Origin of the sequence: Rothia sp. HMSC073B08 (assembly GCF_001812975.1) — a bacterium.
GTDB lineage: Bacteria > Actinomycetota > Actinomycetes > Actinomycetales > Micrococcaceae > Rothia > Rothia mucilaginosa.
This window is the reverse complement of sequence record NZ_KV811075.1, coordinates 1-24,307: the sequence shown is the minus strand read 5'-3', so window position 1 is coordinate 24,307 and position 24,307 is coordinate 1. Positions and strand designations below refer to the sequence as shown.

General features: G+C 60.4%; 18 protein-coding genes. 3 read left to right on the top strand and 15 right to left on the bottom strand.

Translation table 11 applies throughout. The annotated features are described in order from the left end of the window. Positions 1-185 precede the first annotated feature (185 nt). From HMPREF2884_RS05470 to HMPREF2884_RS05455, 4 genes are all read right to left on the bottom strand, one after another. Positions 186-1,973 (bottom strand): ATP-binding cassette domain-containing protein, encoded by a 1,788-nt coding sequence (locus HMPREF2884_RS05470; protein ID WP_070616209.1) that lies wholly within the window; start codon positions 1,971-1,973, stop codon positions 186-188. Positions 1,974-2,487: 514 nt separating this feature from the next. Further along, the gene (locus HMPREF2884_RS05465; protein ID WP_070593869.1) at positions 2,488-3,300 is read right to left on the bottom strand and encodes an NUDIX hydrolase; all 813 of its coding nucleotides are present in this window, start codon (positions 3,298-3,300) and stop codon (positions 2,488-2,490) included. Between the two features lie 261 nt (positions 3,301-3,561). Then, complete coding sequence (locus HMPREF2884_RS05460) at positions 3,562-3,882, bottom strand: putative quinol monooxygenase (protein WP_049333773.1); 321 nt, start codon at positions 3,880-3,882, stop codon at positions 3,562-3,564. Between the two features lie 136 nt (positions 3,883-4,018). After that, on the bottom strand, positions 4,019-4,597 hold the full coding sequence (locus HMPREF2884_RS05455) for a TetR/AcrR family transcriptional regulator (protein WP_070616208.1): 579 nt from the start codon (positions 4,595-4,597) through the stop codon (positions 4,019-4,021). Between the two features lie 177 nt (positions 4,598-4,774). Here HMPREF2884_RS05455 and HMPREF2884_RS05450 point away from each other — a divergent pair, with 177 nt between their 5' ends. Continuing rightward, positions 4,775-6,340, top strand: coding sequence for an MFS transporter (locus tag HMPREF2884_RS05450; protein WP_049341972.1), 1,566 nt, complete (start codon positions 4,775-4,777; stop codon positions 6,338-6,340). Positions 6,341-6,533: 193 nt separating this feature from the next. Beyond that, on the top strand, positions 6,534-7,886 hold the full coding sequence (locus tag HMPREF2884_RS05445) for an NADH dehydrogenase (RefSeq protein ID WP_049327839.1): 1,353 nt from the start codon (positions 6,534-6,536) through the stop codon (positions 7,884-7,886). 523 nt (positions 7,887-8,409) lie between these two features. On the opposite strand, the gene HMPREF2884_RS05440 is transcribed toward HMPREF2884_RS05445, so the two are convergent. The 6 genes from HMPREF2884_RS05440 to HMPREF2884_RS05415 all read right to left on the bottom strand — a co-directional run bounded on the left by HMPREF2884_RS05440 (position 8,410) and on the right by HMPREF2884_RS05415 (position 16,765). Beyond that, the gene (locus HMPREF2884_RS05440; RefSeq protein WP_070616207.1) at positions 8,410-9,480 is read right to left on the bottom strand and encodes an alcohol dehydrogenase catalytic domain-containing protein; all 1,071 of its coding nucleotides are present in this window, start codon (positions 9,478-9,480) and stop codon (positions 8,410-8,412) included. Between the two features lie 326 nt (positions 9,481-9,806). Then, entirely contained in the window at positions 9,807-10,661 is an 855-nt protein-coding gene (locus HMPREF2884_RS05435) for an anchored repeat-type ABC transporter permease subunit (RefSeq protein WP_049350274.1), read from the bottom strand. Continuing rightward, complete coding sequence (locus HMPREF2884_RS05430) at positions 10,658-11,536, bottom strand: metal ABC transporter ATP-binding protein (protein WP_070616206.1); 879 nt, start codon at positions 11,534-11,536, stop codon at positions 10,658-10,660. Before HMPREF2884_RS05430 ends, HMPREF2884_RS05435 begins: the two co-directional genes overlap by 4 nt. Further along, positions 11,533-12,606, bottom strand: a complete 1,074-nt coding sequence (locus tag HMPREF2884_RS05425) for a TIGR03773 family transporter-associated surface protein (protein ID WP_070616205.1) — start codon at positions 12,604-12,606, stop codon at positions 11,533-11,535. The genes HMPREF2884_RS05430 and HMPREF2884_RS05425 overlap by 4 nt, the downstream gene beginning before the upstream one ends. 93 nt (positions 12,607-12,699) lie before the next feature. Beyond that, positions 12,700-14,451 (bottom strand): anchored repeat ABC transporter, substrate-binding protein, encoded by a 1,752-nt coding sequence (locus tag HMPREF2884_RS05420; protein WP_070616204.1) that lies wholly within the window; start codon positions 14,449-14,451, stop codon positions 12,700-12,702. Beyond that, positions 14,438-16,765 (bottom strand): TIGR03773 family transporter-associated surface protein, encoded by a 2,328-nt coding sequence (locus HMPREF2884_RS05415; protein ID WP_070616202.1) that lies wholly within the window; start codon positions 16,763-16,765, stop codon positions 14,438-14,440. The genes HMPREF2884_RS05420 and HMPREF2884_RS05415 overlap by 14 nt, the downstream gene beginning before the upstream one ends. A gap of 274 nt (positions 16,766-17,039) precedes the next feature. Between HMPREF2884_RS05415 and HMPREF2884_RS05410 the strand changes: the two genes are divergently transcribed. After that, positions 17,040-20,054, top strand: coding sequence for a choice-of-anchor M domain-containing protein (locus HMPREF2884_RS05410; RefSeq protein ID WP_070616200.1), 3,015 nt, complete (start codon positions 17,040-17,042; stop codon positions 20,052-20,054). 88 nt (positions 20,055-20,142) lie between these two features. On the opposite strand, the gene HMPREF2884_RS05405 is transcribed toward HMPREF2884_RS05410, so the two are convergent. The 5 genes from HMPREF2884_RS05405 to HMPREF2884_RS05385 all read right to left on the bottom strand — a co-directional run bounded on the left by HMPREF2884_RS05405 (position 20,143) and on the right by HMPREF2884_RS05385 (position 24,261). Next, on the bottom strand, positions 20,143-20,832 hold the full coding sequence (locus tag HMPREF2884_RS05405; RefSeq protein ID WP_049347381.1) for a hypothetical protein: 690 nt from the start codon (positions 20,830-20,832) through the stop codon (positions 20,143-20,145). A gap of 90 nt (positions 20,833-20,922) precedes the next feature. Continuing rightward, on the bottom strand, positions 20,923-21,585 hold the full coding sequence (locus tag HMPREF2884_RS05400; RefSeq protein WP_070616198.1) for a hypothetical protein: 663 nt from the start codon (positions 21,583-21,585) through the stop codon (positions 20,923-20,925). Positions 21,586-21,755: 170 nt separating this feature from the next. Continuing rightward, positions 21,756-22,415 (bottom strand): hypothetical protein, encoded by a 660-nt coding sequence (locus HMPREF2884_RS05395; protein ID WP_070616197.1) that lies wholly within the window; start codon positions 22,413-22,415, stop codon positions 21,756-21,758. A 213-nt stretch (positions 22,416-22,628) separates the two neighbouring features. Next, positions 22,629-23,099 (bottom strand): DUF4190 domain-containing protein, encoded by a 471-nt coding sequence (locus HMPREF2884_RS05390; RefSeq protein ID WP_070616196.1) that lies wholly within the window; start codon positions 23,097-23,099, stop codon positions 22,629-22,631. A 304-nt stretch (positions 23,100-23,403) separates the two neighbouring features. Beyond that, positions 23,404-24,261, bottom strand: coding sequence for a hypothetical protein (locus HMPREF2884_RS05385; protein ID WP_246827932.1), 858 nt, complete (start codon positions 24,259-24,261; stop codon positions 23,404-23,406). Positions 24,262-24,307: the final 46 nt, after the last annotated feature.

The window sequence follows — 24,307 nt, the reverse complement described above, 5'->3', positions numbered from 1 at the left end:
CATTTCTTTGATGCCTCCTAGATTCCGAAGGGTACCCCGGTCGCGCCTTGGGTGGCTTCGGTCAAACGATACGTTCAGCTTCGCCAGCTACCCCTGCGGCGGGGTAACACGGATAGAGAGCTGAGAACTCCAGCATAGGAACTGACTGGGCGCTGAGTCAAACACCCTCCCATGTAGGAGAAGATTCAGCATGCTGATTCCCCGAATGGTTCCTTCCCGAGAGTTTTTGTTGAAAGGTTGAGTGTGCGGTCAATGCGGATGCGGCGGCAGAAGTCCTCATCATGGCTCACCACGATGAGCGCGCCGGTATAAGCTTCGAGCGCCTGCACCAGCCAATCCACCGAAGAAATGTCGAGGTTATTCGTCGGCTCATCCAATATGAGTAGCTGCGGCACCGGGTTGGCCAGAAGCACCTGCGCCACCGCGGCACGGAAGCGCTCACCTCCGGATAAATCCCCAATGCACTGATGTACGCTTTCGCGACGGAAGAGCAGGCGCGCCAGCTGGTCACGCAGATGCTGTTCGCTCGCACCGGGATTCGCCCTCTGTACGGTTTCAAGGAGGGTGAGCTCCGGGTCGAGGATGATGCGCTGCGGCAGGTATGCGGTCTTGTCCAGGCGGTAGAGCACTTGGTATGCAGGCGGCACTGGGGAACGGTAATCAGGGTCATTCGCGTGCGCTATCGCATTGAGAAGCACAGTCTTGCCACTGCCGTTTGCTCCCGTGATGTGCAGGTGTTCGGGTCCGGTCAGGATAAGAACCTCGGGAAAATCTTGGATTTGAAGCAGATAATCAACTTTATATGGTTGTGTTTCACGTGAAACGGTGTTTTGGGTGTACGCATTCTTAAGGTCGGTGCTCTGTGGTGTAGATGCGCAAGAGTCGTTCTTCACCCGATGTAATTCCAGTACTTTCCGCCCCAATGGGAGTGCATCCTGAACAAGTTCCAGATAGATACGCTCCTGCATGCGCAGGTTCTCTTGGGCTTCTCCAACTGCCGCCCGCGCATCCGCCACCATGCTTTCGTGGGCTGTGTGAAGTTTCCCGGCAGAGCGCTCTGAACTGTTCTTATCCAGGCCCATAGCCATGCCAGGTTTCCGCTTTGACCGCTCAAATTCGCGACCTCGGCGAGTGTTGCGATCGAGCTTAATCTGGTTCTCGGCACGCTCACGCTCAGCCTTACGCGCCTCATTCTTCGCCTCGGTCACGCGACGCTGAGCTGCCTGCTGCTCGGTGTCCAGTGCCTGTCGGTAGGTGCTGTAGTTACCCTCGAAGAGGCGCAGATGAGCCAACCCCTGACGGTCGGCGTGAAGCTCGGCAATCACGTGCACGCGCTCCAGCAGATCGCGGTCGTGGCTGATAATGAGCGCCGGGCAGGGTAGCGCCTCCAGTGTCGTGAAGAGCTGGGCTTTCGCCGCGGAGTCCAGGTTGTTCGTCGGTTCGTCGAGCAGAATGAACTCTGGGTCTGAATACAGAAGCGCGGTGAGTGCGGCTGTGACCGTCTGACCACCTGAAAAGGTGCTAAGGGGACGCATCAGAAGGTTGCGACGGGCCTGTGTATCGGTCGTAGTGAGGGCAGGACCAAAACCATGTTCGGCAAGGGCTGCGAGGGTGCGTTCTTCAATATCCCAGGCGTCGCCTATGGTGTCGTAAAGGCTGGGGGAATATTCGCCCGATTCCAGTGCATCAAGCGCCTGCAGTATTTTTGTAATTCCAAAAATATCGGCAAGATGCTGATGCCCACTCAACCCTAAATCTTGCGGTAGGTACGCTATGTGCGATGGGGTGCTGATTATGCCTTGACTAGGGTTTATGTCGCCAAGAATAAGTCTGAAGAGGGTAGTTTTTCCGGCGCCGTTATCGCCGATAAGTCCGGTCAGAGGTGCCGAAAATACCGCCGAAAGATCCGCAAAAAGTGGGGGCTCACCCGGATGTGCATACGAAATATGGTCGAGTGTAATGTGGTGTGGCATGGGCCGAGTTCCTTCGAGTAGGTGCTCGGATTCCTGCCAACGCACATGAAGGCGTGAAGGCATGAAAAAACCCGAGCGTAACGGTGGATGTACCTGTGCCCGGGTGCGTGCGCGCTGATGGAGACACGCAGAAAAATGGACGTGCGCAGGGGAATATGTCTGCGCAAATAGTTGCGTGAGCGCGCGAAAAATTTTTCTGAGTCCGGGCTTATGCTCGGTGGGTCATTTCTTTGATGCCTCCTAGATTCCGAAGGGCACCCCGGTTGCGCCTTGGACGGCTTCGGTCAAACGATACGTTCAGCTCCGTCGGCTACTTCTGCAACGAGGTGGCGGTAAAAGCGAGCTGAGGACTCCAGCATAGGGAGCGTGCGGGTGCTGAGTCAAACACCCTCCCACAAAACCTCCTGACAAGTGCCGATATCCCCTAGACAACGCAAAAAGAAGGGCGACACCATTCGGTGCCGCCCCTCCTTTGAGGCATTAAATCTGCGCGCGTACAACGCGCGAAACGCTATTACGCCTCGTGGCGCTCACGGTACATGCCCAGCGGGCCCGCATCCGCGTATGCCTGAGCGTCGTTGTAACGGTACAGGCGCGGCGGGCGGTGGCGGGTGCCCTCCACGCGGCGGCCGGTGTCAATAATCGACTTCGATGCCGCAATCTGGCGGCGGAAGTTCGCCGGATCCAGGGTGCGACCCAGAATCGCCTCGTACACCTCACGCAGCTGCGCCAGGGTGAACTCCTCACCCAAGAAAGAGTGCGCAATACGCGAGTACTCGACCTTGTTCTGCAGGCGGTAGAGTGCGTACTCAATGATTTCGTTGTGGTCGAAGGCAAGCTCGGGCAGCTCATCCACCGGGAACCAGCGGATGTTCTCGTGCACGCGGGTGTTTGCGACCTCGGTGGCGGGAATCGAAGCCCAGTACACCACGGAAACCACGCGCTCGTGATCAGCGCCGGGCGCCGGGTCGGGTTCACCCACAACGCGGGCGGCACGCGCCTCGGGAGTGCGCAGGACATCACCGAATGCGTAGAGCTGCTCCAGATAGCCGGGCTGGAGGTTGGTTGCACGCTTCAGGGTCGAAGCGGCTGCCTCTTCCAGAGAAAGATTCGGGTTGAGCGGACCGCCAGGAAGCGCCCACTGGCCCTTATAGGGCTCGCGGAGGCGGCGAACCAGCGGCAGCCACAGGGTCGGGTGGGTCTCGTTTTCCTTGGGACGCAAAGCTAGAATCACGGTCGAGACAGCGAGAGATACAGAGGTGTGGTCCACGTCGTTGTGCTCTTCAGTGGCGACTGCGCCGGGAAGAGGCTGGGATGCGATGCTCATTCAGGCCTCCTGTGCGAATGGGTATCGATAGGTGTGCATACTCTACCCATTTTAAGGGGTTAATAGGGTAAAAATGCACGCAAGGCACCCGCTGACCCGAAAACCGGTACCATCCGCGTCGTGTCAAGGGGAAAAGTTCAGGTACCGGACACGCCAAAGCGCCCCTCCGCACTGCTCAAAAGGCAGAGAGGAGAGGCGCTCCAGCGTCTACTTATGCAACGTCTAACTATGTAATTTTAGGGTGCATATTCGGGGTGCAGACTAGTCGATCTGCAGCTCGCCCATAGCTTCCCAGTCGTCGCCGTCAATCAGGCGAGAAATAATCTTCGGGGTTGCAGTCAGCAGCGGACGCATGTCCTTCATGGCCTGCTGGAAGTGGTCAGAGTTCACGTGCGGGCCAGCTGCGTCGTCGTTGAAAGCCTCGAGCAGAACGAACTCATTCGGGTCCTCAACGCTGCGGGACCACTCGAAGAACTTGTTGCCTTCCTCGGCGCGGGTTGCCTCGGTGAAAGCGCGGGTCTTCTCGATCCACTGGTCAGCGTATTCGGGCTTGACGGGGAACTTTACAGCGATGAAAATCATTGGAACTCCTTGGTTGAAGAGCGGTTACGTACTCTTCCAGTTTAAGTCCTGGGTGCTCGCCGGCGCTGAAGAATACGGTCTGAGGCGGCGGTTTTAGCTTGTGGCTTTAAGCGCTGTATCGGGTGGTTTTTGTGGTTTAACGAGTCGCCGCCTTGAGTACCTGCAGGGCGCGTTCGAGTGCCGCACGGTCTGCCGCGATGGCTGCAGCCCTCTGCGGGCTGGCGGAGTCACCTCCGAACGCCGCGTTGTAGTACATGCCGTCGCCCAAAAGCAGTACGGTGCGGGCAATCTGCTCGTCACCCAGCTCAGCGAGGACGAGTGCATGCCATCCCTCCTGCACGCGGCTCATGGTCTGCTGGGCGAGCTCATTATTGTTCTGCGCCAGGCGGCTGAGGGCAATGAGGGCACGGTCGAACGGGGTGTTATCCGGCGTGGAGGAATTGATGTAGTAGGCGCTTGCCCCCTCGGGTGCCTGCTCCATCGCCGCGAAGTCCTCTTCAGCCAGGGTGAGGGTGCGTTCTGCGAGCGCTTCAAGTAGCGCCTTCTTGGAGGCGAAGTGGTAGAGTAGCCCGCCCTTGGAAACCTTGGCGGCGGTGGCGACGGCGTCGAGGGTCGCGGCGCGTTCTCCCGAGCGAATCAGCAGGTCGACGTAGGTGTCGAGGATGTGTTCGCGGGGGTTGGTGGCGCGTTGTTTTCGGTGGTTGGGGGTGGTCATGTGTACCAGTCTAACCGCTTGAAACTATACCGTCCAGTTGGTATAGTTAATCTTCGTTTATGGCCCCGTCCGGACCCCTAAAACCTCACTAAAAGACCTAGCCCAAAAGACAGGCCGAGCTGATGCCGCCGCGTCCGCCGCATCAGCCGACACCTTATAGACGCACGAAAACAACCCATGACGAATCACAATCCGCACACCACGGCTCTGCCCATTCACGCCCCCGACCAGAAGACCAAGCGCTGGGCGGCACTCGGTGTGCTCATGCTCCCGGTGCTCCTGGTCTCCATCGACAACACAGTGCTTGCCTTCGCGGTGCCCGCAATCGCTAAGGCGCTGAGCCCCTCCTCCGCGGAGCAGCTGTGGATCGTTGACTCCTACTCCCTGGTGCTCTCCGCCCTGCTCGTGCCCATGGGCGCTATCGGTGACCGCATCGGTCGCCGCAAGCTGCTGCTCATCGGCTCGACCGGCTTCGCGGCAATCTCTGCGCTCGCGGCATTCGCGCCCTCCGCGCTGATGCTCGTGGTTGCCCGCGCCCTGCTTGGCATTTTTGGCGCCATGCTCATGCCGGCAACCCTGTCGATTATTCGCAATATCTTTGTGGATGCGACCGAGCGCCGCATCGCTATTGCCGTGTGGGCTTCGGGCTTCTCGGCGGGTGCGGCGCTGGGCCCGATTGTGGGTGGTTTCCTGCTGGAGCACTTCGACTGGGGTTCGGTGTTCCTGCTCGCTGTGCCGATTCTGATTCCTCTGCTGATTCTCGCCCCGATTATGGTTCCCGAGTCGAAGGACCCGAACCCCAGCCCGGTGGATCCGCTGAGCATCCTGCTGATTATGACCGGCATGACCGGCATTACCTTCGGTCTGACTCACACCTCCGAAACCGGGTTCGATGCGGTGGCTATCAGCACCATCCTTGCCGGCCTGTGCTTCATTGTCCTGTTCGTGCTGCGTCAGCTCAACCGCGAGAAGAACGATATTCAGCCCATGCTGGATGTGCGCCTCTTCCGCAACACCGTGTTCACCGGCGCGATTACCGCAAACCTCATCTCCATGATGGTGGACGTTGGCTTCATCTACTTCGCCTCCCAGCACCTGCAGTTGGTCTCCGGTCTGCCGCCCATGTACGCCGGTATGCTGCTGATTCCCGGTACCCTGGCGATCATTATCGCCGGTCTGGTGATTGCGCGCGTGGCGGTGCACTTCCACCCGGCGCAGGTGGTGTCTTTCGGTCTGGCGCTCCACGCTGCCGCGTTCGCGGTGCTCGCCTTCCTGGGTGCGCACAACGACTTGGTGATTATCCTGATCTTCATTGTGCTCGGTACCGGCATCGGTATTGCGCAGACCATTTCGAACGACCTGATGCTCTCCAGCGTGCCGCCGCGTAAGGCTGGTGCGGCATCCGCGATCTCGGAGACCTCCTACGAGACAGGTACGGTGCTCGGCACCGTCATCATTGGTGGCATGCTCACCGCCGTCTACCGCGCAAATGTGGTTGTACCCGACGGCCTGGATGAGACTCTCGCCGACCACGCCCACGAAACCCTCGGCGGTGCCGTGACGGTCGCAAGCCAGGTGGGTGGCGAGCAGGCGAACCAGCTGCTCTCCTCCGCATTCGCTGCCTTCGACTCCGGCGTGGTGCTGAGCTCCGCATTCAGCGCCGTGCTCATGGGTGTTATGGCCGTCATTAGCTACTTCATGATCCGCAAGGCTCCTCGCGAAATGAAGCCTGCTGAACACTAATACAGCGCACTAAACCTCATAGATAAGCCCCGCCTGCCGTTGCTCTTAAGCATCGGGAGGCGGGGCTATTTTTACGCACCCACCTGCGCATTTAAAGGTTCAGCACAGGTGCCGGTGGTACGGTAAAACAGCGGGCATCAGCCCCGACCGCAGAGGAACCAGCGGCTCCACACAATCAAGGAAGAACGCCACCATGGGACTCAAAGACTGGATAGCACCCTTTATTACGCTACTCATTGGTGCTAGCACCATCTTCATCTCCTACAAGAACTACCAGGCGCAGGCGGCGGCAAAACCCTCCGAACTGGCGCGACTGGAACTGTGGAGCAAGCTCCTCACCGAAGCCGGCTTGGACCTCAACGCCCTACCCGACCCCGAAAAGCTCACCTCCGACCAGCGCGTCGTCCTCGAAAACTACCGGGTCTTCCTCAAGCGTGCGTCCCTCGAATCGAAGCTGCGTAAAGTTGGCATCGACAGCAACCGTATCTTCAGCCTGCTCATGAAGCGTGCGCACTCTTCCGTGAAGCCTACGCCCATCCCCATTGGCGACTCGATTAGCTACTACCGCCTGATTCTACGTGCCCTGCTGTACATTTGGGTTCCGCTGGCCGTGATTTTCATCGGCGTGCCCATCATCGTGGTCACCATCGCCTACCTGATTGGCCTGTTCACGAACCACCGCGGCAATCTGTCTGACTTTGCACTCTCCCCGCTCGCCGTGGTGCTCCTGATTGTTGGTGCGGTCGCCGTCGGTGCCCTCGTGTACCTGCAGAACCGCATTATCTCCGCCATTATCGCGAACAATGTGTACTTTTACTTCTGGGATATTTACGGCTCCAAGAAGGGCGCTCGCGACTCCAAGGACGCCTACAGCGAGCGCCTGGCGGCTAAAACCTACGCCGACCAGCTGTTCCTCGGTCAGCAGGAGTTCGCTCACCAGTTCCGCGAGAACATGTACATGGCGGGTATTCAGGAGATTGATGAGTACCCGCGCGTGCTCAGCGACAGCGTGATGCTGCCGCGCAACTACCGGGTTGCGGAAACCACCGAGGGTGAGGACCGTATCGACCGCTTCGTGAACTGGGTGCGCTCCAAGATTGGTTTTGAGCGCCTGGAACCGCGCATCATCTACAGGCTCGAACATAAGGACGCGCACAAGGATGCGAAGAAGGAATCCGCGCACGGTGAGCCGGTAGCTACCGAGCAGGGTGTTTCTGGGCAGCCTGTAGAGGCGCCGGCTCAGGATAAGCCGGAGGATGCACAGAAGGCTCCGGAGGCGCCTGCCTCTGCGGAGTCCGCCTCGGAGGAGCCCATCGTCGCGGAGGTGTCCGTCGAGGCTCCTGCCGAGGTACCTGCCGAGAATCTGGCTGAAGTACCCGTTGAGGATGCGCCCACCGAACCCGTCATCGGAGGCGCCGCCGAATTGTCCGCCGCATCTGGGGTATCTGCCGCATTCGGAGAGGATGATCCCACGGAGGTGTTCAACCCCATCACACAGAACGCCGCTATCGGCGAGAAGGCTGACGATGAGAAACCCAAAAACTAAATAGCCGCCCGGAGCGCAGAAAATCTCCGGAGCACCACATTCCGGGCATGAGAAAAGGGTCGCAGCCTACGAATCGCCATTGAATCGTAAGCGTGCGACCCTTTTCCTTTCCCTTCAAGGAGGAGCAGAATCGGAGGTACCGCCCGACCAAGAAGAGCCAAATGATGCGCCCCTCCACCAGTAGAGGTTGCCTGGCAGAAGAACCCGCAAGAGCGGGTCGGCAGAGCGCCCGGTGGAGGGTGCATCATGCTTGAGGAACCGCCCCTAAACCCACCAAAGAATGGGTTGAGGGAACAGAAAACCCCGAGCTGGCGCATCTCTTGAATCTTCAGAAAATCTTGTCTCTTCAGAAAATAACTACATCTCGGGGTAGGGGAGGGCGATTCGCGCTCCGGGTGGGACCTACCCTCTCCCACCCGGAGGCGAATCGTGGGGATGTTCGCAGTGTCATGAATACATCCCACTGAAATCCCTAACGAAAGTTCGGGGTTTCAGTATGAGCGGTATATGAGCCTACCGCAGTCTATGCCGCAACCTCGGGGTCGCGGGAGATAACAACCTTCACCACGTTGTGCTCGGCAGCGTGGGTAAACAGGTCGTAGGCTTCCTCGAACTGGTCGAAAGTGAAGTGGTGGGTTGCCATTGCCTTAGCGTTCAGGCGACCGGAGCGGACCATGTTCAGCAGGTTACCGACGGTGTTGCAGTTGACCAGGCCCATGTTGATGCGAACGTTAGAAATCCACATGGTGTTCAGGGGCAGCTCAACGGGCTTGCCGTGCACGCCAGCGTTAGCGATGTTGCCGTAGGGGCGAACAATCTTGGTGCAGGTCTCGAAGGTCTGCGGAACACCCACAGCCTCAATTGCCACGTCCACGCCTAGGCCGTCGGGGGAGAGGGCCTTAATCTTCTCGATAAAGTCCGGGTCGCCCGCATTGACCTTATCGGTTGCGCCCAGCTCCAGTGCCTTGTTCATGCGGTTATCGTCAAAGTCGACGGTGATGACGCGGCCGGCACCGCAGAGGTTAGCGGTCATGATTGCACCCAGACCCACGGGGCCTGCACCCACGACAGCGACGGTGTCGCCGGGCTTGGTGTTGCCGTTCAGAATACCGATCTCGAAGCCGGTGGGCAGTGCGTCGGTGAGGAAGAGGACGTCCTCATCGGTCAGGCCCTCCGGAACCAGGTGGACCGAGGTCTCTGCGTAGGGAACACGCACGTACTCTGCCTGGGTGCCGTCAATCATGTAACCGAAAATCCAGCCGACACCACCAACGGTCTGGCAGTGCGAAGGCTGGTTCGCCTTACAGTAGGAGCACTTACCGCAACTGGTCACGGCGGGAATGATGATGCGGTCGCCGACCTTTAGGTCAGTCACCGCGGAGCCAACCTCGGTAATGGTACCGACAGCCTCGTGGCCCAGGATGCGTCCGTGGTCCACCTCGGGGCAGTCGCCCTTCAGGATGTGCAGGTCAGTACCGCAAATGGTGGTGGTGTCGACACGGGCGATAACGTCCGTGGGCTCAAGAATGGTGGGGTTCGGGACTTCCTCCCAGGCGCCCTTCTGGTCGGGACCGTGGTATACATATGCCTTCATGATGACTCCTTCTTTGAAGCTCTAATGAGGGTGTAGTGACTGCTTTATCACTACATGTATCAACCCATAAGAAATATTTGATAGGTTGTATTTTCATTAAACCCGACGTGTTGAATTATGCGCTTTTATTACGCGGAGTGTATCTTTTGGTTCTTTAAACATGAACATGATTCACTTTGGGTATTTAAGACCTGTAAAAAACGCACGAGGCGCACCCCCCAAACAGGGATGCGCCTCGTGCGTTTACTCGTGCGTTTACTCGTGCGTTTAATCGAGAAAAGTTGGATTGAGTCGAGGTTGAGCTGGGCTTAGCTCTTCAACTGGATTTAGCTCTTCAGCTGGGCACGCGCTCGCGAACGAACCGCCGTCACCGCCCACACCAGCACAAAAGCCGCCACCATCGACAGCACAATCGTGCCACCGGTCGGCAAGTTAAACGCCCACGACAGGTACAGGCCAACAATCGAGCAGATACCGCCAAACACCGGCGAGAACACCATCATCGACCCCAGTCGGCGGCACGCCAGGCGGGCTGCCGACGCCGGAATCACCAGAAGCGCCAACACCAGCACATTACCGAGCGTCTGCAGACCCAGCACCACAGAAATGGTTACCAGAACGTACAGCACAATATCCAGGGCAAGCACCGGCAGGCCCATCGCGCGGGCACTCTCACGGTCCAGGCTGACCGTCACAATCTGGCGGTGGAACAGCCACAGCACCAGCAGAATAACGGCACCCATAATCGCCGCCTGGGTAATGTCCTCATTCGAAACACCCACAATCGAGCCGAACAAGAAATCCTGCACCGACCCCGAATAGCCCGGCGCCAACGAAATAATCACAATACCCAACGCAAAGGACGCCGCGAAGAAAATACCGATCACGGAATCCTCGCGTAGCCGCTGATTCTGGCTAAAAATAGCCACCAGAATAGCCGTCACCACGCCCGCGGTCAGACCGCCCATGACCAGGTTGCCGCCCAGCACGAACGCCACCGCAAGACCCGGGAATACCGAGTGTGCCACCGCATCGCCAATGAAGACCATGCCGCGCATCAGCACGTGACAGCCCACCACACCGGTGACCACCGACGCGAGCAGTACCGCCGCCAGGGCGCGCGGAAGGAACGCCAGAGACGGGTTGAACAGGTCGGCAAGAAAATCGATAGGAGTAATCAACGGGCACCCCCGGTAGAAGCAGTATGGGCGGGGGAGAGAGAATGATCAGAAGCGCAGGAATCCGGCAGCTCGTGGCCGTACTCATCCAACGCACCACCGGCACAGGTGAAGCCCGTGCGGGCGTGGCCCTGCGCCTCCTCAATATCGTGACCGTGCAACCACGTATGCAGCTGCTCCAGGCTAAAGGAGTCCGCCGGACCATCCAGGTGAATATTGCCGCGCACACCGCACAGACGCGAGCAGGACTCACGCGCCGCCAGCATGTCATGCGTAGACATCAGAATCGTGATGCCCTCGCCCGCCAACTCACGGTACAGGCGAGTCAGAGTGGTCTGAGTCGGCGCGTCCACGCCCGTAAACGGCTCATCCAACAGTAGCAGGGAGGGGTTCGCCGCCAAAGCGCGCGCCAAAAGAACCCTCTGACGCTGACCACCGGAAAGCTCCGCAATGGAAGCATCCTGCAGGTGCAGAACATCGGTGCGTTCCATCGCCGAAAAAACCTGCACCCAATCCTTCTTCGCCGGGCGGCGGAAGAACCCAATCTCACGCACGCGACCGGTCATCACCGTGTCCTTAACGGTCAGCGGAAAATCCCACTGGAACTGGTGCTTCTGCGGAACATAACCAATATGCGCACGCGCCACACGCGGCGACTCACCCAGCACCCGAACCTGACCGGACGCCGGGCGAATCAGACCCAAAATGGTGCGCAGTAGCGTGGTCTTACCGGCACCATTAGCACCAATCAGACCCGCAAACTCGCCGCGCTCCAGGGTCAGGGACAGATCCTGGAGGATGGAACGGCGCGCGTAGCCGGCGTACAGGTTTGAAATCTCTAGGACGGGCTCAGTACCCGCTGTTACCGATGCGCTCACGAACGGTCACCGCGCACTTCATCCAGAGCCTCACGCTGCGCGGAGGAGCGGCGACGTCGGGAGGCGATGAATGCGCCCACGCCCACCACGACCACGATGCCAGCGACAATAGGACTCCAGGAAATCGTGAACTCAGCACGGAAACCGCTCTGATCGCTCGCTGCGGCGGCAGAAGAAGAACCGGATGCCTGGGTACCGGCGGCCTGAGAAGCAGAAGAAGCCGAACCCGAGGATGCAGAACCGCGAGCCTGCGCCTCCATCGCGTACAGGGAATCAGCGCTCGCAGAATCACCCACCGCAAACTTCAGGTAGCGGGTATCAGACACGGTCGAACCGTCAGACAGCTCAGCGCTCGCGGTGACCTTCAGCAGGTACTCGCCCGGGGCGGTGAACACCCAGTTCGCGTGGGTGTGAGTGTTCTTCTCGACCCACAGCTTCTGCGGCTCACTCTTGGTCGAGGACCACAGCACCTGCGGTGCCGAGAAGTTGCCGTTCTCCAGGTACAGGCTGAACGTGCCGGGGCCGCTCACCTGCTCCAGGGTCAGGTTCACGCCGCGGTTCAGCTTGGACACCAGCTGCGGATCCTGAGTGTTCCAGCCCGGCCAGATCACGCCCTTAGTTTCGGTCTGCGGAATGACGTACACCTTAGAGCCGGCGGGAGCACCCACGAAGGAGTAGCGCGGGTCGTTCGGCACCTCAAGGATCGCCTGGTCGCTACCGCGGTAGATGACCTCGTCCAGGCTGCGCCAGACGGGGGTTTCGCCGTGGTCGTCGTGGAGCATGAGCTCAAACTTGCCGTTGTTGAAACGAGGACCCATATCCACGTGACCGGCAGAAATTTCGGTGCGGCCGGATGCGACCGGCTGCTCCGCCGACAGGGTCTGGGTGAGGGCGCGCTCGCCGCGGCTGAGGTTGCTGTCGCCCGGCTGAGCCGAGGCGCTCTCAGCGGTTGCCGGGGTGGTTTCCGCGTGTGCCATACCCAGGGGTGCGAGCATGAGGCTGGCGCCCAGAGCCAGGGCGGGTAGGGCGCGGCTACGTGAGGAGCGGGAGGGGGTGGTTGAGTTCATCATGAGGACTTCCTAGAATCATGACCGAAACGGTGTGTGAAAGATTATCTATATGCTGATACGGCTATATTAGCTTGTGGGGAGCTTAGAACCGGGTTATGAGGTGCTTGCCTCCGAGCAACTAGCACCCGAAGAATCGCCGCCAGAGCCATTGCCAGAGCACAGCGCAATCGTGTGAGCATTCGCCAACATCATCTGCGCGTAGTGAGGAGCCTGCGCATCCAGGGTGTCCGAATAGAGCACCCCGGTACGCACCTGCGCCTCCCGAGCCAGCTCCGTGAGAACCGGTGAACGCATCGCCGTGGACTTGTCCAGATAAATCGCTGGAACCTTCAAATCCTCGACCGTGCGACGCAGGCGCTGACGCTGCTGAATGCTCGGCTCACCGCTGGCGCTGGCACTCACAAAACCGGCAATGTGCAACCCGTAGGTGCTCGCCAGGTAGCGGTAGCCGTCGTGCGTGGTGACCAGGTTGCGTGCCGACTCCGGCAGGCCTCCGTACACCTGACGCAGCTGAGCGTCCAGGGCGTCAAGCTCCTTCATGACCTGCTCGGTGCGGGTCGCGTACTCGCTCGCACCCTCCGGGTCGGCGGAGGTGAGCGCGTCACGAATGACCTGCACGCTCGCCTTCGCGTTCGGTACCGAATGCCAAATATGCGGGTCGATTTCGCCGTGCACGTGCTTGCCCAGAACGGCCTGCGCCAGCAGATACACCTGACCGCGATGCTCCGAAGCACCCGAACGCAGGAAACGGTAGCTACCGCCGGCGGGCACCTCCTGCAGGGTGCGGGAGGGGACCGCGACCACGGTGCGGTTCAGTTCGTACTCTACGGCGCCCTGGGAGGAATCCGCGCGAAGCACGAGCCTGCCGTCGCCGGTACGTGCCGTAATATCGGCGTGACCTGCAGAAAGAACCTTGATCTCGGCGGCGGAAACGTTCTGTTCCTTCGCCAGACGGTCCACCAGCTGTTGCGGGTCACGACCGACCGCGCAGTACAGGGTGCCACGCGAAGAACGCACCGACTCCGGCGCATTGACCGCGGTGGCGCTCAGCTCAATGGCGTACTCGCCGGCATCACTAAACGCCCACGACAGGTGCGTATGCGCCTGCAACGGAAGCTCCAGCGAACCCATATCGCCGGTGCGGATCGCGGTGTCCCCCTCACGGGTGAGGTTCACGCCGCGCGCATGCGAATCGCACAGCATCTCCACCGCACCGAAGGTTTGCGTAATGAACGCCGCCAGCTGCGCATTCGAGGAATCGGTAGAGGTACGCGCTCGCACGCTCTGCACCTCAAAGCGCATGCCCGCATCCGAAGAATCGGCGGGGGCGGACTCGTTCTGCCCGCCCTCTTCAACACGCAAACCCAGCCAGATGGAGTCCAGGGAGGCATCCTCAACAATGGCTTCCAGCTTGCCGCCGTACTGCTCAATCTTCTCCGCAACTGCCACGGACACAACGCCTGCGGGCAGGTTCGCCTCAACCATTTTGCTGAGCTTACGCTGCTCCAGCAGCAGACCGTTCGTCAGAGCGCAGCGGGCGTAGGCGACATCGCGGATATCGCGCAGGCTCGGCTCATACGAGTGCGGGTCAGCGCCGGCAGGCACGAGGGAGTGCACGCTGGCGCGCTCCCCTGCAATCTGCTGCGCCAAGTCCGCCAGGATCGGGGTCGTGGCGACCACGCGCATCCGGTCGGAGGAGGCGTTCACGGTGCTGGCGCATCCGCTCAGTGCGAAGGCACCAGCCCCCACCCCCGCACCCACCGCAATACGGGAGGCGAGGGTGAGGGCGGTACGCCGACTATAAGCGTGTGCGCGGTTGCCGGTATGCCCGCTATGCGGTGTCACCGCTGCGGCCCTTTCGGCGTGCCGAACGCAAAATCATGGCACCGAGTGCCAGCGCCAGAATGGAGGTGCTGACCATGAACGGGTCGATGACCACACCGGTGTTCGGTAGCTTGCCTGCCGCGGCTGCCTTCTGGGCGTTCGCGAGTTCCTGGCTGGTCAAGGCGCAATCCTCGCCGGAGGCGGTCTTACCGACGATGCGCACCTTGGATCCGTCGGGCTTGGTAACGATGCCGGTGGCTTCGTCGACGGTGCCGTTGACGGGGTTCTTTGCGGTGCTCTTCTCGCTGCCGTTGTTGGCGCCGTTAGCGTTGTTAGCGTTGCCGCCGTCCTGCTTGGTTTCTGCCCCACCCTGTGCGTTGTTGCTTGCCGGGGCGTTATCGGGGTTGCCGACGGTGAAGTGCAGAACCGATTCGCTGCTGACCTGCTGGCCGTTCTTCAGGCGTGCAGTCCAGCCGATAGTCACGGTGTAGCGTCCCTCAGCGGTGAACACCCAGTTGCTGTGCTGGTGGGTGTTTGCGGGCACCTGGAAGGAGCCGCCGCTACGCGAATCGAAGACCTGCTGACCGGCGGAACCGAAGTTGCCGGAGAGGAAGGTGGACATAGTGCCGGGGCCCTCAAAACCGTTGAGGCTCATGGTGACGGGGCCGTCGAGCTGCTTGAGCAGTTCGGGGTCCTGGGTGCTCCAGCCGAGCCAGGGCACGCCCTGCTGCTGGGTTGCACCGATCATGTGCACGGGGGTGCCCGCCGGGGCGATGTTCTCCATGCCTGCGGGCAGGTTGATCTTCGCGGCGTCATTGAGCACGAACTCGAGGGCGCCGGGGGAGACGTGGCGGGCGGGGCTGGTGCGGTCGTCCTTCACGCTGCTGGTGAGGTTGCCGCCGTTGAGGATCGGGCCCACGTCAAAGTGGCCGTGGGTGACTTCTTCACGGCCGCTGTGCTCGGCGGTGTTGACCACGGCGAGGGTGGGGATGCTGGTCGGTGCCTGGGCTGCCTGGTTGCTCTGCTTGTTGTCCTTCTGAGCGTCCTTAGAGTCCTTGGCATCTTCGGCGGGAACCTCGGTGGCGATGCACTGCTGGTTCAGGCTGCCGGGCAGACCGGAGGACAGCACGCCGTTACCGGTAATGCCGCCGCCGTTGCTGGGTGCGCTGATGTTCTGGGCGTTGGAGCCCTTCACACTGGATCCCTTCGCGCTGGTGGCATTGCCGTCCTTGTTTTCACCCTTGTCAGAGCCGTTATTGGTGTTGTCGGTGCCGCTGATAGCGGTTACACCGGATCCGCCCTGGGATACCTGCTCACCATTTGCCGCCGCCTTCGCGCTGTTCGGGTCGGTCACCTGCGCGGCATTCTGACCGTTCACGGATCCATCCACGCGGCGAATACCGGTGGATGCGCTCGCCTCAGCAGAAGCACTCGCCTCAGCACTTGCGGAGGTAGATGCGCTGGGGCTGCTGGTGGCGCTCTCGGTAGCGGTGGAGGTCGCCTCGGGGGTAGTGGTCGCCTCGCTCGTGGCGTCCTTGGTCGCTTCCTTTGCGGCGTTCTGTGCGTTCAGGAGCTTGAAGCCGTCCTCAGCGTTAGTGCCCACGGCGATGGTGTAGGTCGCCTCGGAGCTGACCGGGGTGCCGTCGGCAAGGGTTGCGGTGGCACGGAAGGTCAGCTGGTAGATGCCTGCGCGGGTGAATGCCCAGCTGAGGTGCTCGTGACCGCCAGAGGTGATGGTGTGCGGTGCGAGCTTGTCGTTGGTGCTGAAGACGCGCGGGTTGTCGCGACCGGATTCGGTGAAGACTTCGGCGCGGCCGCCTTCGGGTACGCTGCTGCGCACGAGTTCAAGGTTGATGGTGTTGTCCTTGAGTGCGCCGGGGCGGATTCCTTCCGCGCCGAGGCCGGGGTAGAGCAGGCCGCGGGTGCGGGTGGAGGGAATGTAGAAGATGTCGGTGCCTTCGGGGGCAATGTAGTCGTAGCCTGCTACGACGTTGGTGTGTGCATCCTCGACGTCGGGCAGGTGGAAGACGGTGCGGGCGGGGTTGAATCGTCCCTGCTGGCCGGGGCCGGTGTCTGCGAGGGTGGCGAGGGTGAACTGGTTGCCGTCGAGGAATGCGTTGAGCATTTCGGTGTGTACGCCCGCGATGACGTAGTCACCTTCGTAGTTGACGTAGGCGCGCGACTCGGTACCTGCCTGGGTGCCGGTCTGGTTTTCCTGTGCCTGTGCGGCGGTGAAGGTGCCGACCTGGGGGAGGGCGAGGGGTGCCCCGAGTGCGAGGGTGCATCCGAGGGTGGTTGCGCTGAGTAGGCTCAGGGGTTTGGTGCGTCCTTGCATGGTGGCTCCTTGGATGACTGCTCGTTGGCTGGCGCGCTACCCGGTGTTTTCGGGGTTTGCCCGATGCTGGGTCCGGCGGCCTGTTGCCGGTTTCTCCCCTGCGTCCGGGGTGCGCTCTGCCGTGTTTTTCTCTTTGTGGATGTACGTGGTGTGCGTTTTTGGGCGCGCCTCGGCGCACACGTGTTTCTGAGAATCACTATACTCACTTAGGTTCTAAATGACAATTATTTGCAAAAGAGCTACCCTAGGAAATAGAAAAATGAGAAAGGTTGTCATGAGCTCTCAGAAGCAGACCCAACGACGGGTCACCACACACACCCCCGCACTCTTCATCCCCGGCGGCAAGCCCGCCCTCCGCCGCGCCGCCGCATTCCTCTCCGCCGCAGCACTGCTCGCGCTCGCCGGCGCTGCCCCCTCCCTGCCCGCCGCAGCAGGCCCCGACGACGGCAAAATCGTCACCACCAAGGGCCACGTTGACGCCCCCAAGGCATACTGGGACGAGCAGAACGGCACCTTCGTCCTCATGAACGAGGCGAACCCCTACAAGACCGGCGCAGACACCTACGAACTGGACAAGACCGTCAACTGGGTCGGCAAGGGCTACAGCACCAGGGACGGCAAGTCGCAGTACACCATGACCCTGGGCGACTCGCCCTCCCTGGCGTTCCTCGGCGAACCCGGCCAGACCCTCTACATGGCACCGCACCTGACCTACGGCAACCAGGACCCCATCTGGGCTGGCCTGGGCGCATCCACGAAGGTCCCCACTGAGCGTTTCCGTGATGGTGTGTTCGCCACTGACATTCTCTCCGTTGAGGGTCCCGGCCGCATGGAGCTCTTCCGCTACAACCCGGATGATGCCCCCGCTGACGTGTACCGCATGCTCTCCAGCAGCTCGAACGGTTGGCACTCCTGGCTGCTCGATAAGGGTAGCCACACGCACAACACCACGACCTTCACCCGCCCCGGCCGCTACGTGGTCACCTACCGCACCGTGGCGCGCTCCACCGACGGCCGCATCATTAGCTCCAAGCCGTCGAAGCTGGTCTGGCAGGTTGGCGGCATGCAGCCCGTGCTCGGTGACGGCACCCCCACCGCCGTGCCCACCGTTGACCGCTACAATGCGGCACCCGTTGGTGACCTGGACGCCGCAAAGTACATGCTGTCCGTGGCACCGCACCGCCTGGACGCCGACCCGGCAAAGAACAAGGACGCCGACGACAAGCTCAGCGACATCACCTTCACCGCCGCAAACAAGAACCTCAAGGGCACCCTGACCCTGTACAACAACGGCTACTTCCTGACCGACCTGCCGGTCGTGAACGGTACCGCCACCTGGTCTGAAATGCTCGGTAGCGAAGGCTCCCAGCTGCAGGCTGTCTTCACCCCCGACACCTCCGACGCGAACAGCGCGGAGGCGTCCCGCTGGATCTCGCACAAGCTCACCTACGAGCCCGGCAAGGCTGAGAGCGTCTACAGCGACGACGGCAACGGTACCTGGCCCGAAGAAATCCCGGATCAGGCGAACACCGTACTCAGCACCCAGCAGTACACGCCGACCAGCATGGACTACGACGTGACCGTCACCCCGAACGGCAACGGCTTCAGCACCGTTGAGGTCCGCTTCAAGGACCCGAAGGTGCGCGGCTTCATGCGCGGCGGCTTCTACGCCCAGGATGACCCGGTCTACCCGTACCTCGACCTGGAAGGCTCCGTTGAGGACGGCGTGGCGCGTTTTACCTTCCGTGACGAGTCGTTCTACAAGGGCACGGCTCTGCGCGTGAAGATGCTGACCCACCCGGATATGAACGCTTCCGCCTCCACCACTGAGGTGGCTGCGAACTACGAGCCGGGCACGAAGTACACCGCACACGGTGCGTTGGCTCCCGATAGTGCACCCATTAGCGATGCGCCGAAGCCTGCTCCGGTGGATCCGTCGCCGAGCGCTGAGCCTACGGTCGCGCCCTCTGCCGAGCCTTCTGCTGAGCCGAGCGAGGCTCCTTCCGAGGCTCCGACCGCTGAGCCCAGCACCGTTCCGTCGGTGTCTCCCAGCGAGGTTCCGACCGTGCCTGCGGTGCCGACCGCCTCTGCAGAGCCGAGCGTGCCTGCTCCGGCGCCCTCCACTCCGGCACCGTCTAGCCCCGCGCCCGCGAACCCGACCCCGAGCGCACCTGCTCCGACTAGCCCGGCACCGTCTGCGCAGCCGTCCACCCCCGGAACCCCGGGTAACCAGTGCGTGCCCGGCCAGATTGACGGCCGCACCAAGATTTCGCACGGCCACCTGGACATTCAGGCAACCCTGAAGGACCGCCAGCTGTCCGTGGGTCTGCGCGACGACAGCGGCATCATTGACGCCGATTCGACCGTGCGCCCGCTTGATTCGGTCGTGTGGACGGTCAGCGAGAACGCTCGCCGTGTGCGCACCGAACGTATGGCTGATGAGAAGCTGAACTTCATGGGCCCGGTCGGCACCGCCTTCTACGGCCTGCCGCAGACCCAGCAGAGCGGCCTGCCCTGGCCCGGCTACAACACGCAGGACATCGACTACTCGCAGCTGCGCGGCCCGGTGCGCCTGCACGTGGTTCCGAAGGTCATGCCTGAGGGTGCGCGCTTCGGCATGTTCACCGAGTCGCTGAACGGTGCGGATGTGCTGCTGGATTCGACGACCGGCAAGACCACGATCGACATTGATTACGCGACGCACGCGCACGCGAACTGGGTGTTCTCTGAGCCCGGCCAGTACATGTTTGATGTGCACTATTCCGCGACTCTGGCTGATGGTACTGAGGTGAACAGCCCGGTGCAGCAGCTTGCGGTTGCTGTGGGTAAGAAGGCGTCGGATGCGTGCTCGTTTGAGACTGCCGTGCCGAAGGACCCGAACGCGGCTAAGGACGACTTTAGCGGTGTGCGCCGTGTGGATTCGGCAACCCCGGGCGGTACCGCTGGTGCTAACCAGCCCGGCTCCGCGCAGTCTGGTGCCGCGCAGTCTGGTCAGTCCGGTCAGTCTGGTGCTTCTGGCGCTGCCGGTGGCGTGAACGCTCAGGGCTCCTCTGAGGGTTCGGCTGATGGTTCTGCTGGCGGCGTGTACCCGGGTGGTGTCTCCGGCGGTGGTACCGGTGGCGGCTCCCTGGGTCAGTCTGGTGTGTCTGCTTCTTCTGGCGGCGCTAGCTCCCAGCAGGGCGGCCTGGCACGTACTGGTTTTGGCGCGGTGTCTGTGGCTGTGGGCGGTGCGCTGGTGCTTGGTGCCGGCACTGCGATGGTGCTGCGTTCTCGCCGCCGCGCTTCTTAGCGCTCGCCGCGTGAGGACACGCTGATACGGTGAAGCCCCCGCGGCTGAGAGGGTGACTCTCGGCTGCGGGGGCTTTCTCTATGCGGTGTTACATCTTGATATCCGCTAGGCCGGTGATTTTGTTGCGTCTTCTGTACAGCTTCCTGAACAGGGGTCGGGTCCACTCGAGGTTATCCCATGTATCAACCCACGCCAGATCTTGCGGGTTCCGCATATCGGGCCAGCGGTCGAACTCGAGCCTGAACCGTACGATTGCCAGCAGCCGGTGGTTCCTTCCAACGGGGTCTAGCTTGGCGATTTGCTTGCCTTTCTTGGTGTAGAAGGTGGCGCTGTCGGTCGCTTCCCCATCCCAATCCTCCGCCTCCGTCTTACCCTGGAAGTAGAAAACCTGGTCGATAGCCCTAATCGGGTAGGGGGTCACGGTAGCGAACGGTGAGAGTTTCTGTTCCACAGTGTCGGGCGTGATTTTCGTGTACACCAGGTGAACGTGCAGAAGGTGGTAGAGGAAGACCAGCAGCAGGATGAACATCAGGAGGTTGAAGAGGATGCCGAGCTCTGCCTGCGTGTAGAGGTAGAACGCGAAGAAACCTGCCGGGAGTGTGGGCGTGAGGAGGCTTATGAGTGCTTCACGGCGGGGCACACGCGTAATGTAGATGCCTTCGTCGCGTAGCTGCATGTCCTGGCGCAGGTGCCTATTATGCAGGATAACGACAATGATGGCGCCGATGATTGATGCGAGGGTGCAGGTGCCCCAGAGTAGAAGGAAAAAGGTGTGCATGATGCCGTTCTCCTCTTTCGCGGTGTTGGTGGTGTTCGTGCCGGTTGCGGCTCTTCGGATGCAGGGGGTAGCCGGCGCTTATTGGGAGGGTTACATGTAGACGTCGGCAAGGCCAGTAACCTTCCCCAAATTTTCAAAGTAGCGCATCGTCTTCCCGGCACAATCCAAACGGTTCACCTGAGCCACATCATCCGGGGTGTCCATGTCAGGCCAACGCTCGTTCTCAATCCTGAACCGCACAATCGCCAAAAGCCGGTAATTTTTATAAGGCAACGGGCTAAACAGGGCAATCTGGGTGCCTGACTTGGCGTAGAACCCCACCATGTCATCGTCTTCATAATTCGATGCCTTGTAGAACACGACGCGGTTAATCGCGGTGAAAGGGTAGCGGGTCGGGTTGGAGAACCAAATGCGCTGCTCGACGCCTTCGGAAGAAATCTTCACGTAGGCAACGTGCACATACCGCAAGTATGCGGCAAATATCGCTGATACTAACAAGGCCGTTATGTCAATCGTTATACTTGCTGATTCAGGGTCAAAAAATATATGACCTGCAAACATAGCACACGGAAAAACGGGGGTAAATATCGTAATGAGAGCTTCGAGCCGAGTAACCCGTCGAATATAGATACCCTCACGTTGCCGTTGCTTATCTTTCCAGCGCTGCACCTCGTAATTAATGAGGACGTAAAACGTCGCAACTGTTGTGAACGCAGCGAAGATACCCCAGAAGATAATCAGGAAAGTGCGCATGGTGGGTTCTCGTTTCGTGTGGTTGGTGAATAGGAAGAGCACGCGCCCCGTCCGGGCTAGGCGGCGGTGCCTACGTGCTGAGGATACCGGGGCATAAGCCCCGAAAGCCCCGGGGTAGCGCGGGGGTGAGCCGCGCATCCCCGGGAGCCTTCAGCCCACAAACCGGCAGGCTACATATCGACGTCAGCAAGACCCGCAATCTCTTGATTATTCATGAAATACGGAATGACTTCATAACGGTTATCCAGCTGGTTCACCTTATCCACATCAGCCGGATTATCCAGGTCAGGCCAGCGACCATACTCAATCCTGAACCGAGTAATGACCAAGAGATAGTACTCATCATAATTCGGGTTCAACGGGTTAATACGTGCACGCGACTTAGTGAGGAACCACATCCGGCTTGGGGTATCTTCATCCTTGGACTCGCTATAAACAACGCTATCAATCGCGCCGATGGGGCAGATCCTCGACCCGCGAACGGGGGTGTGCATATTAATACCCTCAGAAGAAATCTTCATGTACGTGGCGTTGACGTGCCACAGGTAGAACAAGAGGAAAGCAGTCATGAAGATGTAAATACCCTCCGCATAGGGGTTAGTCTCGGGGCCATTGAGCGACAAAAAATAGCGGATAATCGGGAAGCCCGGGATAAAGACAATAACGTACACCAGTAGCGCTCGCAGACGACTAATGTAGATGCCTTCACGCTTCTTCTTCTCGTCGCGGCGTCGATTGATGATGTAAGCGGCAAGGGTGAGAATCGTGAAAATAGTTGTGATGATGGAGCATACGCCCCAAAAGGTAATAGCAGATTCTTGAGACATCATTTTAGCTATTCGCTCCTTCGGTCGGGTTGGAGTCGGTGGTGGTAGTGGAGTGCGCATCAAGGATGCGCTGCAGGTGCTCCGGGGCGTACTCGCCGCCAGATGCTGAAGCACCCACGGAGGATACGGCTGAGGGGCGCTCGCAGGCACGGCGACTGCCGCACGCACGAACGCCCCCACCTATCGCATCATCGGTTACTAAACCAGACGACCGGTTTACTTATCCATCTCGTAGACCCAGCCGCCAGCGTTGCAGTAACGCTTACCATCCTTCTCGGTGATGTAGTAGCCGGGCTCGTGGTTCTCGCACTTCTGGATAACTTCGCGAGCCTGCTGCTCAGACTTCTGAAGGTTTGCGGCACGAATCTGGAAGAAAGCGAAAGTCGCAATATATGCCACCAGAACCAGTGCGAGAGCGGCAATCGCCATGCCCTTACCCTTGCCGGTGCCGTTCTTGACCATGACCAGAGCAATCACCGCAAAAATAATGGTCGGGATGGTCAAGAACGAACCAATAACAAAGATGCCGGTCAGGGCGGAAATAATACCCAGAACTAGTGCGGTTACAGCCGCCCACTTCTTCTTCGGTGCCTCGACGGGTGCGCCATATGCAGGCTGTGCGGCGGGTGCCTGCTGGGTGAACTGCGGCTGCTGCGGTGCAACCGGCTGCGGGGTGTTTTCAGACATGAAAGTCCTCATTTCGTATGTGGTTGGTGAATATCCGGAAGTGCACCACCTGCAGGTGGCGTACCTTTCCCAAGGATACTCTATGTGCTTGAAAGCTCTGACAAGTAGAAATGTCGAGCACTTTGATGGTCTATGGGTTAGGTGGCTAAAAAGTTAACTCGGTGCAAGGCTCGGGTGAAGACTGGGCGACCATTCACCGGCGGGCTGGTGGCGCTCAGGTGAGCCGCTGCTGGCATGCAGAAAGCCCCTGGGGTGAGAGGTAATCTCTCGGCCCAGGGGCCTTCTCTGTGCGGGGCTCCACGGTTTAGCTGGCTGCAGGTTCAGCCTTCGGGTCCTCCTCATCTTCCTTCTCGGGGATAGCAACACCCACGGTCAGGTACCTCTTCACCAGCAGGTACGAGGCGATCACCGGCACCACATACACCAGCGACAACCCGCTACCGGACTGCACAACATCAACGGCAAGACGGACCGCCGCCAAACATCCACCCAAACCCACCAGGGCTACGCAGAAGCCACGCAACACGCCATACCCGGCAGTGCCCTCCTCAAAGGTCGACGCCCACAGCTTGAACAGGGTGCGGCGCACAAAAATCAGGAAGACCGGCACCAGGCACAGCACCACCGAAACACCCACAGGCTCATAACCGGCAGTAGCGAACGAAACCACCGGAATAACCAGGCAGAAGAACACCATTAGGGCGCTCACACCCAGCACCACCGCGCGCACATACCGGTTGATGCGCTCCATACGGTGCAGGTTAGGGACCTCGTCGCTCGGCTGCGCAGCATTGTAGAAGAACAGCAGCAGAACCAGCGCGGACGCCGCCACATACCAGGGCGCGAAATTGATGCCGTCCACCTGCGGGGTGGAGGCAACCTGCGGGACACCCACCAGGGAGAGAGCAGCGAGCAGAGCAATCGCGGCGACGCAGAACGTGCCCACCGTCAGCAGAAAGTAATGGTACGCGCCGCCGTTCTTTGCATCCTGCACACTGTGCTTGTGCGTGCCGTCAATCATCACGACGGAAAACAGCATCGTGGAGATGGATAGGATGCTCCACGCGTACTCGCCCGTCATGACGGGGACAAGCATGAGGAGCAGGGATGCAGAGAACAGAATCCACAGAAATACTCGCTGCAGTGTGGGCGAGGACGCGATGGTCTCTCCAATAAAGTGGCTCTTCCGAGTTGAGTGTGGGTGACCG

What these genes read in the sequence shown, in the direction of transcription:
- HMPREF2884_RS05425 (WP_070616205.1), bottom strand. Translation starts at nt 12,606, where the DNA reads ATGATGAACTCAACCACCCCCTCCCGCTCCTCACGTAGCCGCGCCCTA.
- HMPREF2884_RS05415 (WP_070616202.1), bottom strand. Translation starts at nt 16,765, where the DNA reads ATGCAAGGACGCACCAAACCCCTGAGCCTACTCAGCGCAACCACCCTC.
- HMPREF2884_RS05450 (WP_049341972.1), top strand. Translation starts at nt 4,775, where the DNA reads ATGACGAATCACAATCCGCACACCACGGCTCTGCCCATTCACGCCCCC.
- HMPREF2884_RS05465 (WP_070593869.1), bottom strand. Translation starts at nt 3,300, where the DNA reads ATGAGCATCGCATCCCAGCCTCTTCCCGGCGCAGTCGCCACTGAAGAG.
- HMPREF2884_RS05440 (WP_070616207.1), bottom strand. Translation starts at nt 9,480, where the DNA reads ATGAAGGCATATGTATACCACGGTCCCGACCAGAAGGGCGCCTGGGAG.
- HMPREF2884_RS05395 (WP_070616197.1), bottom strand. Translation starts at nt 22,415, where the DNA reads ATGATGTCTCAAGAATCTGCTATTACCTTTTGGGGCGTATGCTCCATC.
- HMPREF2884_RS05460 (WP_049333773.1), bottom strand. Translation starts at nt 3,882, where the DNA reads ATGATTTTCATCGCTGTAAAGTTCCCCGTCAAGCCCGAATACGCTGAC.
- HMPREF2884_RS05400 (WP_070616198.1), bottom strand. Translation starts at nt 21,585, where the DNA reads ATGCGCACTTTCCTGATTATCTTCTGGGGTATCTTCGCTGCGTTCACA.
- HMPREF2884_RS05470 (WP_070616209.1), bottom strand. Translation starts at nt 1,973, where the DNA reads ATGCCACACCACATTACACTCGACCATATTTCGTATGCACATCCGGGT.
- HMPREF2884_RS05410 (WP_070616200.1), top strand. Translation starts at nt 17,040, where the DNA reads ATGAGCTCTCAGAAGCAGACCCAACGACGGGTCACCACACACACCCCC.
- HMPREF2884_RS05405 (WP_049347381.1), bottom strand. Translation starts at nt 20,832, where the DNA reads ATGCACACCTTTTTCCTTCTACTCTGGGGCACCTGCACCCTCGCATCA.
- HMPREF2884_RS05390 (WP_070616196.1), bottom strand. Translation starts at nt 23,099, where the DNA reads ATGTCTGAAAACACCCCGCAGCCGGTTGCACCGCAGCAGCCGCAGTTC.
- HMPREF2884_RS05445 (WP_049327839.1), top strand. Translation starts at nt 6,534, where the DNA reads ATGGGACTCAAAGACTGGATAGCACCCTTTATTACGCTACTCATTGGT.
- HMPREF2884_RS05455 (WP_070616208.1), bottom strand. Translation starts at nt 4,597, where the DNA reads ATGACCACCCCCAACCACCGAAAACAACGCGCCACCAACCCCCGCGAA.